At 31.6% G+C, this 12,503-nt stretch carries 11 protein-coding genes and 1 other RNA gene; 7 read left to right on the forward strand and 5 right to left on the reverse strand.

The window, feature by feature from the left end:
* Positions 1–130: 130 nt before the first annotated feature.
* Entirely contained in the window at positions 131–424 is a 294-nt protein-coding gene (locus tag ACHRV0_RS21150; RefSeq protein WP_089056090.1) for a hypothetical protein, read from the reverse strand.
* Between the two features lie 125 nt (positions 425–549).
* Here ACHRV0_RS21150 and rnpB point away from each other — a divergent pair.
* The 4 genes from rnpB (at position 550) to ACHRV0_RS21170 (ending at position 3,888) form a co-directional block, all read left to right on the forward strand.
* Positions 550–869, forward strand: an RNA gene (gene rnpB / locus ACHRV0_RS21155) — RNase P RNA component class A.
* A gap of 32 nt (positions 870–901) precedes the next feature.
* The gene (locus tag ACHRV0_RS21160; protein ID WP_395442408.1) at positions 902–2,152 is read left to right on the forward strand and encodes a cation:dicarboxylate symporter family transporter; all 1,251 of its coding nucleotides are present in this window, start codon (positions 902–904) and stop codon (positions 2,150–2,152) included.
* A gap of 183 nt (positions 2,153–2,335) precedes the next feature.
* Positions 2,336–3,253, forward strand: coding sequence for a ketopantoate reductase family protein (locus tag ACHRV0_RS21165; protein ID WP_395442409.1), 918 nt, complete (start codon positions 2,336–2,338; stop codon positions 3,251–3,253).
* A 92-nt stretch (positions 3,254–3,345) separates the two neighbouring features.
* A complete protein-coding gene (locus ACHRV0_RS21170; RefSeq protein WP_129025904.1) occupies positions 3,346–3,888 on the forward strand; it encodes a DUF3575 domain-containing protein in 543 nt (180 codons plus the stop codon).
* A gap of 31 nt (positions 3,889–3,919) precedes the next feature.
* Here the strand turns inward: ACHRV0_RS21170 and ACHRV0_RS21175 are convergent, their stop codons facing one another.
* Positions 3,920–4,609: a response regulator transcription factor gene (locus ACHRV0_RS21175; protein ID WP_395442411.1), complete on the reverse strand. Its 690-nt coding sequence runs from the start codon at positions 4,607–4,609 to the stop codon at positions 3,920–3,922.
* 10 nt (positions 4,610–4,619) lie between these two features.
* Entirely contained in the window at positions 4,620–5,978 is a 1,359-nt protein-coding gene (locus tag ACHRV0_RS21180; protein ID WP_395442412.1) for a sensor histidine kinase, read from the reverse strand.
* 134 nt (positions 5,979–6,112) lie between these two features.
* Here ACHRV0_RS21180 and ACHRV0_RS21185 point away from each other — a divergent pair, with 134 nt between their 5' ends.
* Positions 6,113–8,215, forward strand: a complete 2,103-nt coding sequence (locus ACHRV0_RS21185) for a TonB-dependent receptor domain-containing protein (RefSeq protein ID WP_395442413.1) — start codon at positions 6,113–6,115, stop codon at positions 8,213–8,215.
* A gap of 49 nt (positions 8,216–8,264) precedes the next feature.
* On the opposite strand, the gene ACHRV0_RS21190 is transcribed toward ACHRV0_RS21185, so the two are convergent.
* Together ACHRV0_RS21190 and ACHRV0_RS21195 are read right to left on the reverse strand one after the other, a co-directional pair.
* Entirely contained in the window at positions 8,265–8,870 is a 606-nt protein-coding gene (locus ACHRV0_RS21190; RefSeq protein WP_089056136.1) for an RsmD family RNA methyltransferase, read from the reverse strand.
* Positions 8,867–9,688 (reverse strand): DUF3822 family protein, encoded by an 822-nt coding sequence (locus ACHRV0_RS21195; RefSeq protein WP_395442414.1) that lies wholly within the window; start codon positions 9,686–9,688, stop codon positions 8,867–8,869. Before ACHRV0_RS21195 ends, ACHRV0_RS21190 begins: the two co-directional genes overlap by 4 nt.
* A gap of 329 nt (positions 9,689–10,017) precedes the next feature.
* Here ACHRV0_RS21195 and ACHRV0_RS21200 point away from each other — a divergent pair, with 329 nt between their 5' ends.
* Together ACHRV0_RS21200 and ygiD are read left to right on the forward strand one after the other, a co-directional pair.
* Positions 10,018–11,427, forward strand: coding sequence for an ATP-dependent RecD-like DNA helicase (locus ACHRV0_RS21200; RefSeq protein ID WP_395442415.1), 1,410 nt, complete (start codon positions 10,018–10,020; stop codon positions 11,425–11,427).
* 113 nt (positions 11,428–11,540) lie between these two features.
* Positions 11,541–12,371, forward strand: a complete 831-nt coding sequence (gene ygiD / locus ACHRV0_RS21205; protein ID WP_395442416.1) for a 4,5-DOPA dioxygenase extradiol — start codon at positions 11,541–11,543, stop codon at positions 12,369–12,371.
* The last annotated feature ends 132 nt before the right edge of the window (positions 12,372–12,503 follow it).

A 12,503-nucleotide genomic window follows, 5' to 3' on the forward strand; every position in this document is an offset into this window, starting at 1 on the left:
AGAAACTCTGCAATGTAAATAACCAATTTTTTGGCGAGCTGCTAATGAAAATTTCTTAATTCTTCAAGATGACATAGATTGTGATTACTTTAATAAAATGAAAAGTTACAACAGGATCAAGTCCTGAAAATTACCTTCCTTTAATGCTTAAATCAAATAAAAGTTTGGCAGTTTCTTGATCTGCATCGGCAGAAAAACCTGCTACAAAAACACCTTTTTTGCCATTACTGGACTTAATTCCGTATACAACTGCCTCATCGCCTGGGTCTGATTCCCCTTCGTATCGATACACATGTACAATTTCAAATTTCTCAGGATTTTTTTTAAGAATGTCTGAGTTGAGATTAAAATCGCACGTAAACCCTTTTTCATGCAATTGATCTAAAGCTTTTGAAACAGTTGCGTAGTGATACATCCTAATCATAATATTTGAATTTAAAAATTATCGAATTTTAAAGATAACTATTTTAAAATTAAAAAGTTATGATAAAATTCATAAAAACGGAAATTTAAAATCATTATTCTTAGTTCATAAATCGTTACTTTTGTAGAGCAGACCGCCTTATCGCTGCCCGCTACGGTGGGGAGAGGAAAGTCCGGACACCATAGAGAAGCATAGCGGGTAACACCCGTCGGTCCCGATAGCTATCGGGATTAGGACAAGTGCAGCAGAAAGTATGTACAGGTAATGCTGTAGTGAAACCAGGTAAACTCTATGCGGTGAAATACCAAGTATATCAGCATTTAAGGGCTTCTCGTCCGTTGTTGAAGGGTAGGTAGCTCGAGTTCCGAAGTAATTCGGAATCTAGATAAATGATAAGGCCTTGATTTATCAAGGACAGAATCCGGCTTATAGGTCTGCTTTTTTTATATATTTGTGAAACTCTACTAACCTGTTTTCATGAATATAACCGCTCCAAAATCTTCTTCAAAGGCAAAAAAAAGCCTTTTTAATACCATAATCACAAATCTTACTTTTTGGGTTTTAATAGCCATAATTGCGGGTATTTTACTTGGACATTTTTCGCCTGAAAATGGAGTGAAAATGGAAATTTTAGGAGCGAAATTTATAAGTCTTATCAAGTTGTTTATCGGCCCGATTATTTTTCTGACGATTGTCTTGGGAATTTCTGGAATGGGTAATTTAAAAAAAGTGGGGCGAATTGGTGTAAAAGCCTTAGCTTATTTTGAAGTTGTTTCCACCGTAGCTTTAGCTATTGGTGTTGCAGTTGCTTATATTTTTAAACCAGGAAAAATTGATAAATCGGGATTAACTTTAGGCGACGCAAGTCAATATACAAACGGCGCGGCAAAAGATTTTTCATGGCTGGAGTTTTTTCTTTCCAATTTTACATTGCAGGTTTTGCTAGCGGCTATTGTATGCGGAATCGCTTTAAATTTTTATAAAAAAAGAGAACAAACCATTTTAGTTTTAGAACGTTTTTCAAATGTCGTTTTCTTCGGTTTAAAATACGTTATGTATCTTGCACCAATTGGTGCTTTTGGTGGAATGGCTTACACAATTGGAAAGTTTGGATTAGGAACTTTAATTCCGCTTGGTAAATTAATGCTTTGTGTTTATTTAACGATGGCGTTGTTTGTTTTTCTAATTTTAGGAAGCATTCTGCGTTATTATAAAATAAGTATCCTTTCGATTTTAAAATATATAAAAGAAGAACTTTTATTAGTTCTAGGAACATCATCTTCAGAAGCTGCTCTGCCAAGTATTATGGTTAAACTAGAGCAAATGGGCTGCAGTAAATCAGTTGTAGGATTGGTGATTCCAACAGGATATTCTTTCAACCTCGACGGAACTTCGATTTACTTATCAATGTCGGTAATATTTTTGGCTCAGTTGTATGATGTACATTTGAGTTTCTTTGAAATTCTTACTGTTATTGGTATTTTAATGATTACTTCAAAAGGTGCTGCAGGTGTTACGGGAAGCGGATTTATTGTTTTAGCTTCTACTTTAACAGCACTTCATAAAATACCAGTCGAAGGTTTAGCGTTTCTATTAGGAGTAGATAAATTTATGAGTGAAGTCAGAGCCATTACAAATCTAATTGGAAATACGGTGGCGACAATTATAATTTCGAAAACTGAAAGAGATTTTACAGAGCTTGATTTGAATCCTGTTTTGGAGGAGTAATAGTAATGCTCAGGTGAGAAATGGATTTAAGGTTTTTTTTGTCATTTCGAGGAACGAGAAATCACACTTGTAATTCGACAAAGATTCGAGACTCTTGTCACGGAGTTTCTTGTGCGATTTCTCGTTCCTCAAAATGACAGAAATATGCGTAATAACGGGTGTAATTAGCGACAAAAAAAGACTATGAAAAGAATTGGAATTTTAGGACTTGGCGGCGTTGGCGGCTATTTTGGCGGACTTTTAGCGAAAGCATATTATAAGTCTGATGATGTTGAAGTGATTTTTATTGCGCGCGGTGAAACTCAAAAAGCGATTGCCGAAAACGGATTAAAAATTGTAACCGATGATTCTGAGACAATTGTTTTTCCTAGTATAGTTTCTAATAACCCTGACGAAATTGGCGAATTAGACTATTTAATTTGTGCAACAAAAACGTATGATATTGAAGAAAGTTTATCGTCTTTGAAAAAATCAATTAAGAATGAAACAGTGATTCTGCCTTTATACAATGGTGTTGATGCACAAGAAAGAATTCAGAAAATATTTCCTGAAAATGAAGTTCTGCAAGGTTGTGTTTATATTATTTCGATGATCTTTTCGCCCGGAACAATTCGGAAAATTGGCTTTTACGAAAAGTTGTTTTTTGGTTCTAAAACCGCACCATTTTCAAAATTAGAAGAGCTGCAAAACATCTTCAAAAAAGCAAAAATAGAAAGTTACTTGGCTGCGAATATAGAAGAAACAGTTTGGGAGAAGTTTATTTTTATTTCGGCATTAGCTTCTGTAACTTCTTATTTAAATCAGAATATTGGCGAGATACTGCATCATTTAGAATCTAAAGTAATTTATATCGAACTGCTTCATGAAATCGAAGATGTGGCGCAGGCAAAAGGTTTAAAATTACCAGAAGATATTGTTGCACAAACTATTATAAAGTTAGAGAAATCTCCCAAAGAAGCAACATCATCTATGCATAGAGATTTACTAGCAGGCAAAAATACCGAAGCAGTTTCGCTCACACAATTTGTTGTAAACGAAGGAAAGAAATATGGTGTAAAAACGCCTCTTTATGAAAAGATTGCAGCTATTTTAATTAAATAATGCAATAATATATTGTAAGAAAATAATTTGTTTTTTTAAGTTGTGGTATGTTTTTAATGTTATTTTTGTCGAAACCAATTTAAAAACAACCAATGAAGAAAAATTACCTAATTCTATTACTTTTTGTTCTTTTTATAAATGCTGTAAATGCACAAGATGATGCTCCGACTGCAGTAGCAAAACATCAATTTAAAATAAATTTATTACTGCCTGGATTTGTTTATGAGCACGGATTTAATTCTAAAAACACCTTATATTCTGAAGCAAGTTTAGGTTTAGGTTTTCAAGCCAATTCAAACAATTCGAATTTTGCCATTTATCCTACCATTAATGAACAGTTTCGTCATTATTATAATCTTGAAAAAAGAGCAGAAAAAGGAAAAAGAACAGCAAGAAATTCTGGAAATTATTTAGCAGCAAACGCGGTTTATAGTTTTGGTTCGATATCTACAAATGATGATTATAGAGAAGCTTCTTCTTCGTTTACGCTTGGTGCTCTTTGGGGATTACAGCGTACTTATAAAGGAAGATTTAACTTAGAATTTAATGCTGGTCCGGGAGTTAATTTTGACGAATATGACACGGAATTTGTTCCAATCATAAATTTCACCTTAGGTTGGGTAATTGGAAAATAAAGTTCGTTTAAAATAGAAAAACCTTGATTCGTCAAGGTTTTTCTATTTTAAATTCTAAGCCAATACTTCGAACGCTTTCAATACTGATTTTTGGATCTGAATTAAAATACTTTCTAAGCCTGCTTATAAAAACATCCATGCTGCGCCCCGAGAAATAATCGTCTTTTTTCCAAACAGACATTAAAATTTGTTCTCTTTTTAACAGCTGATTATGGTTCAGATATAAATATTCAATAAGTGAAGCTTCTTTTTCTGTGAGCTGCTGAACGTGATTTTTGTTGTTTAGAGTTAAACGCTCGTTGTCAAAAATATATGAGCCAATTTCAATTGTGTTATTTCCTTCTAAACTTCTCTTTTGCTCGATTCTCTTAAGTATGTTTTGCAAACGCAGAATCAGTTCGTCGACTTCAAAAGGTTTCGCTATATAATCATCGGCACCTAGTTTTAATCCAATGATTTTGTCTTCCTGCAGCTTTCTTGCTGTTAGAAAAATAAATGGAGTTTCGGGATTGATTGTAATCATTTTTTCAGCCAATGAAAACCCGTCCAATTTTGGCATCATAACATCCAGAATACAAATATCAAAAGTCTGGTTTTTAAAATGATCTAAAGCTATTTCGCCATTTTCTGCCCAAGTTACTTCAAATTGATGAAGCTCTAAATATTGTTTTAAAATTGCTGCAAAGTCAAAATCGTCTTCAGCTAAAAGTAATTTTTTCAAAATAGGGTAATTAAACTTTTAATAAAATAGTAAACTGAGTTCCTTTTCCTAAATCGCTAATAACGTTAACAGAACCCTGATGCGCTTTTACGATTTGATCAACATAATATAATCCTAAACCCAAACCTTTTGTATTGTGAAGATTTCCTTGCTCTACACGATAAAATTTATCAAAAAGAAGTGATTGTTTGTTTTTTGCAATTCCAATTCCGTCATCTTCAAAACAAATAGAAAACTGATTTTCTACGATTTTTGTTTTTACTGTAATTGTGTTCGATCCATATTTTACGGCATTTTCTAAAACATTTAAAAAAGCAGTTGTTAAATGAAATTTATCCAGAACTAAAATCGTTTTCTGAGTTTGAAAATCAGTTTTAAGATTGATTTTTGGAAAAGCAATTTTAAAATCATCAACGATTATCTGCAGGAAATGCTCAGTTTCAATTTTTTCCTTTTGCAATTCGATTTCATTTTCGGCCAAAGAATTTGCCATAACTTGATCAATCAAACTTTGTAGACGATTGTTCTGGCGTGAAATTGTATTGACAATTGAATTAAAATTTTCGTCGTTGTCACGAATGTGTTTCTGCTCTAAAATTTTGGTCGAAATGCCCAACGTTGCTAAAGGAGTTTTAAGTTCGTGAGTAATATTATTGATAAAATCTGTTTTTACATCACTTACCTTTTTTTGCTTAATTAAAGCTTTGAGTGCGATTACAAAAAGCGAAATGAGTGTAAGAATTGATAATAATGACAAAACAAGAATAAAAGTCATTCGTTTTAAAATAATCAGTTCCCAATCGATAACCGAAACATACATAGAATCTTCGGTAAGTAATTTATATTCCTGATTTCCAAAAGTTCCGTTTGTAGTGCCAACATAATTTCGAACTAAAAAAGCGTGATTCAGCGAATTTAGGTTTCCGTACAATTTATTCTGAATAAAAGGCTTTTCAGAAAAAATAGTATCTCTTTTTTTTGCGTGTTTGTAAAGAATAAATTTGTTGAGAACAATAGCAAAGTCAATTTTGAAATTGGGTAAATCTCTTTCGAACTTTCGTTGAATTCTTTCTGTTAACACGTCATTATATTTACTCTCTAAAATGCCTTTTTTAATATCAATTTTAGAATTTTTGCCTTTAATATATTGTTCCGATAAATTCTTATAAAGCGCTTCTTTTTTAGAAACTAAAACGGCATCAATATCACTGTAATTATTTGTAATTGCTGCAATTTCATTCTTGATCTGAGTATGAAACTGAGCCACTTTATAATCATAAGCAGTTTTTACCAAATAATATTGTACGGTCGACAAGACAAGCAGAGCGACAACCGAAAGTGTTATTAATAAATTGATTCTTTGTTTCATAAACGTAAAAATTCATTTCAAAAATAGTGCTTTTACTAGATATTCTAGACATTAACTCCGCATTAACCTTCAATTAACCTACGTAATTCTTTTTTAGAAGCATTTTTGCATCATCTCAAAACAAAAAACTTTGTATGCCATTAAAACTCCTTTTAGCACTTTTACTTTTTGTTCTTTCGTTTATTGCAAATGCACAAAATGAAACTACCAAAGACTCGATTTCAAATCAATTGAACGAAGTTGTTATCAATCAGAATAAAAAGATTTTTACAAACTCAAACGGAAATATAAAAGTTGACGTTGCCAATTCTATTTACAATTCAATTCCAAATACAGTCGATTTGCTGGCGAAATTACCAACCGTTTTAGTGAGTCCAGATAAAGAAAGTATTACGGTTGTAGGCAAAGGAAGTCCGTTGATTTATATTGACAATCAAAAAGCAGGAATGAACGATTTGAATGCTTTGGTTCCAGCCGATATTAAAACTATCGAAATTATTCAAAATCCATCTGCAAAATATGAAGCCGAAGGAAGATCTGTAATTTTGATTACAAGAAAGTTTAGTAAAAAAGATAGTTTTAGAACCGATATTTCTGAAACAGCGTCTTTTAAAAAACAGTTAAATAATTACCTCGGATTTAATTCCAGTTTTAAAAAGAATAAATTAGAATGGAAAGCAAACTTTAATTATAATCGTTTAAATCCATGGGAGAATCACAGTATCAATTACCAAATTCCAAATGCAGAAATCGCTTCCAAATATGATGTAACGGCGCAAACCAATAGAAAACAATTTATTTTGGGAGGCGGCGTGTTTTATAAAATAAACGAAGAGGATTATTTCTCGTTTAGTATCAATAGTAAATTGCAGACGGATACTTTTCCTATAAATACAATTACCGATAATAAAAATAAGGATGTAGAGAATAATGTTGTTACGTATAGTGATAATGAGGGAGACAAGAATTTTGTAAACGCATTTTTGAATTATTCTAAAAAAATAAAAGCAATTGATCTGCTTGTTTTTAGTGGTTTTCAGTATTCAAATTTTGATCAAAAATCTTGGAGTAATGTGCAAGATAATTTTAATGATACACAATTTGAGAGAACTCAAAATCGAGATCAGGATTTTAAAGTGAATGTTTTTTCGGGAAGAATTGATATGGAGAAAAAGTTTAAAAACGATCTGAAATTAGAAGTAGGAGGATTGTATTCATCAGCAAATTCAAAATCGGATATTGATATTTATTATTATAAAACGGATGTTGATGAAATAAGTAATTATGATTTTAAAGAGCAGAATTTGGCAGGATACAGTCAGTTTTCAGGAAAGATTAAAAAGGTTAATTTTTCATTTGGAGTCAGAGTTGAAAATACGAATGTTAACGGAAAGTTTAAAAGTGATTTATTGCCTTTGGTTGATAAAAACTACACAAATTTCTTTCCAAAAGCACAATTCACATTTCCGATTGACAGTACAAAAAACATTCGTGTAAACTATTCAAAAAGTATATCAAGACCCAATTATTCGTCTTTAAGTCAGGGAGCAACCTATATAAATCCGTACTTTTTATATGCCAGAAATATATTTTTAGATCCTACCATAATCAACGAAATTTCGTCGACTTTTCAGTATCACGATAAAACGGTTAAGTTGAGTTATTATAAAAATACAAATCCAGTTTATAATAGTTTTACGTTTGATGACCAGAATAATATAATGACTTTTAAAGATGTGAATTTTGATAAAGAAACAGGTTTTAATCTTGATTTCGAAGTGCCTTTTACTTATAAGTTTTGGACAACAAATAATTCGCTGCTTTTTATTTTAGAGAAAATTGAAGATGCTTCGGCAGTATTTATGACTTCAAAACCCTATTTTTATTATTACTCTAATAATGAATTTAAGCTTCCAAAGGAATATAATTTTGTATTGAATTTTTGGGGATTGACAAAACAGAAAGTTGGCGTTTTTGAAAGAAACCCAATGTTTGTTGCTGATATGGCGGTTTCGAAAACCTTTTTCAAAAAATGGAATTGTACTTTAAGCTGGAACAATATTTTTAAAAACACGATTAGAACCGAAGATTTTACCATTAATACTGTGAGTTCTAAAGCACGATATGTAGTCGATTCTTATGAAATTTCGATAGCCTTAAAATACTCTTTTGGAAAAGTAAAAGAAAGTGAGTTTAAAGGAAAAAGTATTGATGAGAACGAAAGCAGAGTTAAATAAAAAAGAAAAAACCTTGAAAGTTCAAGGTTTTTGTACTGTAAAAAGAAAACTATCCTTCGTCTTCTTCTGTAATTTTTATTGGAGTATCACCCGGTAATTCCTCATCGTCATCAGTCGAATTTAATTCGAAGAAACTAAAGAACGAACCACCGTAGCTTTTTTGAAATGAAAAATTACTCAAATGATCTAGTTTTGTGTATTTAGAATGTTCGATAATCATCATGCCGTCTTCGTGAAGTAAATCTCTTTCGAAAACCGTTAAAACAATTTTTTCAAAAGTGTTTTGATCTAATCCATAAGGAGGATCGGCAAAAATAATATCGTATGATGTTTTGCAGTTCTCCAGAAATTTAAAAACATCGCTTTTTGTAGCTGCAATGTCAAAATCATATTCTGATGAAACTTGTTTAATAAATTTTACGCATCCAAAATCACCATCTATAGAGGTAATTGGTGCGCTTCCGCGTGATGCAAATTCGTAGCTGATATTTCCGGTTCCCGAAAATAAATCTAAAACCTTTAAGCCGTCAAAACTAAAATGATTATTCAAAACATTAAATAATGCTTCTTTACTCATATCAGTCGTAGGTCTTACAGGAAGGTTTTTTGGCGGAAAAATGCGGCGTCCTTTGTATTTTCCTGAAATAATTCTCATGATTGAAATAAGATATAATGTTTTTGATTCTGAGCAGTTGTGTAATTGTTTTTTTCTTGTAATGCACTCACGTCTAAGAAAGATACATTACGAATATATTTGTATGCAATTGCATAAAACGGATCGTTTTGGGTTATTGAACCCAATAATTCCAGTTGAAAAAGCTCTGGATTTAAATTGGTTTGTTCGGCTGTAAAAAGCAAATAATAAATAAAATCTTCTGGAGTTTGATACTCGAAAGAGTTAAATAATAATAGTTTTTGGTTTTGAACTACGATAACCTCAAAATGATTTGGGTTAAAGTTTACCACCATTTTTTTCTCGTCATTATTTCTTGAACCTTCCAAGATTTTTTCGACTAGAATACTATTTACGTGTTTGTACTCAAAAGATCCTACATTATCAATTAGAAAATTATTGATATTTATGTACGGGATATAAACAGAGTTCATTTCGTAGTTTGAGATTTTATCAAAAGTGAAAAAATCAGATTCAAATACTTTTGTACTATACTGTAAGTAACTGCCTAGATAATTTTCATCGAATAAAGCAGTTGGTACAAAAGTCGAAAGGTTGTTGTTGTGAATGACTAGAATATCATCGTAGGTTTCTTTTAATTCAGGATAATTTTTAAATGATGCTGAAAATAAGTCCTCGATTTTATTTTGTTTTTGAGTAGTATCAAATTGAACTTCGTTAAACGAAGTAATGGTATTATTTAAAGTATCAAAACAGCAAAATGAAAATCCGTTCAGTGAAACCTGAATCGAAAGTTTTTTATAATTTTTGGAAATAATGTTAGTGTTTTGTAATGACATATTGATTTACAATTCGTTACCTGTTTTACAAGAAAGAATTTAAGGCGACTACAAACTTACAAATTAAAAAGGAACAATTATAATTGCAATTTCAAAAAACAATTTCAAAAACATTTTAAAGTAAGGTTAAGTTTTCTTTATCATATAAGCGAGATAAGGAATTAAGCCTAGAGTATGTTTGTTTTAATTTTTAAGATCATTTAAGTAATGTCAACAACAAACGGTTAAGATGTTTAGCATAATCTTAAGTTTACTTACATCACTTATATGGTTTCAAATTATTGCCATTGCCATTAAAATAAGCGACCTTTGTATTTCAAATTTTCTTTATGAATTCAGCATTGTTTTACGGCATTTTACAAAAAAGATTTCCATTTGCACCTACATACAAACAGGATATTTTTTTTCAAAAAATTGCTATTTTTTTAACCGAACCGGTTAACGATACCATTTTTGTATTAAAAGGATACGCAGGAACTGGAAAAACAACGGTGATTTCGACAATTGTAAATAATCTTGGCGATATTAATAAAAAGTTTGTTTTGCTTGCACCAACTGGACGCGCGGCAAAAGTAATTGCTAATTATTCGAATACACCTGCTTTTACGATTCATAAAAAAATATATTTTCCTAAAAAGTCTTCGGGCGGAGGAGTTGCTTTTACCAAACAAGTCAATAAACATAAAAATACCATTTTTATAGTCGACGAGGCTTCGATGATTTCAGACAGCACTTTAGACAGCGGTTCGCTTCTGGATGATTTGATTAACTATGTTTATTCGGGAACCAATTGCAAAATGATTCTTTTAGGAGATACAGCACAGCTTCCGCCGGTAAATTTAGATATAAGTCCAGCGTTAGATATTCAAACTCTCGGAATACATTACGATAAAGAAATTGAACATATTGAACTAGATGAGGTAATGCGTCAGGAAGAAAGCTCGGGAATTTTGTTCAATGCAACTGAATTACGTGAGTTATTGAAGGAAAGTTTTATTACAGAGTTTAGATTCAATGTAAAAAAGTTTAAGGATATCGTGCGTCTTATAGATGGTTATGATATTCAAGATGCAATAAATACTGCTTATAGTAATTATAGTATTGAAGATACCGCTTTTATTGTACGATCTAATAAAAGAGCAAATCAATACAATGAACAAATTCGGACTAGGATTTTGTTTAAAGAAAGTGAACTTTCTGTAGGTGATTTTTTGATGGTAGTTAAGAATAATTATTTCTGGCTTAAAGAAACAGATGAAGCTGGTTTTATTGCCAATGGCGATATTATTGAGGTTCTGGAAATGTTTGGAATCAGAGAACTGTACGGATTTACTTTTGCGAGAGTAAAAATAAGAATGGTCGATTATCCAGATCAAAAGCCTTTTGAAACAGTATTGCTTTTAGATACCATAAAAAGTGAATCTCCGTCATTGACTTACGAAGAATCAAATCGTTTGTACGAAGAAGTAATGAAAGATTACGAAGATGAAACAACTAAGTATAAAAGGTTTCAAAGAGTAAAAGAAAACGAATATTTCAATGCTTTGCAGGTGAAATTTTCCTATGCTATAACGTGTCACAAATCACAGGGAGGACAATGGAATACGGTTTTTATAGAACAGCCTTATTTACCAAATGGTATCGATCGCGATTATATTAGATGGCTGTATACCGCTATGACACGTGCCAAAAATAAGTTATATTTGATAGGGTTTAAAGACGAGAGTTTTGAGGAGTAATTTTTTAGCCACAGATTAAAATGATTTTCACAGATTTTTTTAATAAATGATGCGCTAAAGTTTTTTTTGAAATCATTTTAATCCTTTTAATCTGTGGCAAATAATATTTTACAATGACAACACTAAACGACTTACATTCGATTTCTTCAACGTTTTCGAATACAGATAAAATGCCGGTACTATTTTTAGGACATGGCAGTCCTATGAATGCTATTGAAGAAAATCAGTTTGTGACGGGTTTTCGCAATTTGGCAAAAACATTACCGCAGCCCAATGCTATTTTATGTGTTTCCGCACACTGGTTTACTAAAGGAACCAAAGTTACTTCGATGCAAATGCCAAGAACAATTCATGATTTTGGAGGTTTTCCACAAGCATTATTTGATGTGCAATATCCCGCACAAGGAAGCCCTGAATTGGCATTAGAAACTAAAAGAATTTTAGATCCTGTTGAGGTAGATTTAGATGAACATTGGGGATTAGATCACGGCGCTTGGAGTGTAATAAAACATTTATATCCAGAAGCAAATGTTCCCGTAATTCAGTTGAGCATTGATTATACTAAATCAGGTCAATTTCATTTTGAATTGGCGCAAAAACTACAATCACTGCGTCGTAAAGGAGTTTTAATTATCGGAAGCGGTAATATTGTGCATAATCTTAGAATGGTTGATTTTAGAAATTTTGATAAAGACAATTACGGTTACGATTGGGCAATCGAAGCTCGAGAAACGGTGAATAATTATTTATTAGACGGCAATTTTCAACCGTTAATAGATTTCGAAAAAATGAACAAAGCAGTTCAATTGGCAGTTCCAACTCCAGAACATTATTTGCCTTTATTATACACTTTAGGATTAAAAGAAAAATCAGAAGAATTGAGTTTGTTTAATGATAAACTTTTAGCAGGCTCATTGAGTATGACGTCAGTCAAAATTATGTAGAAATTGTGTAGAAATTTTACCGCAAAGCACGCAAAGGTTTTATTTACAAAGCTTATAAAAACGCAAAGTTCGCAAAGCTATATTGATAAAGCTTCGCGAACTTTGTGTTTAATTAACGTAATCCATAATAAA

This window comes from Flavobacterium sp. FlaQc-30 (genome assembly GCF_044005885.1).
Classification (GTDB): domain Bacteria; phylum Bacteroidota; class Bacteroidia; order Flavobacteriales; family Flavobacteriaceae; genus Flavobacterium.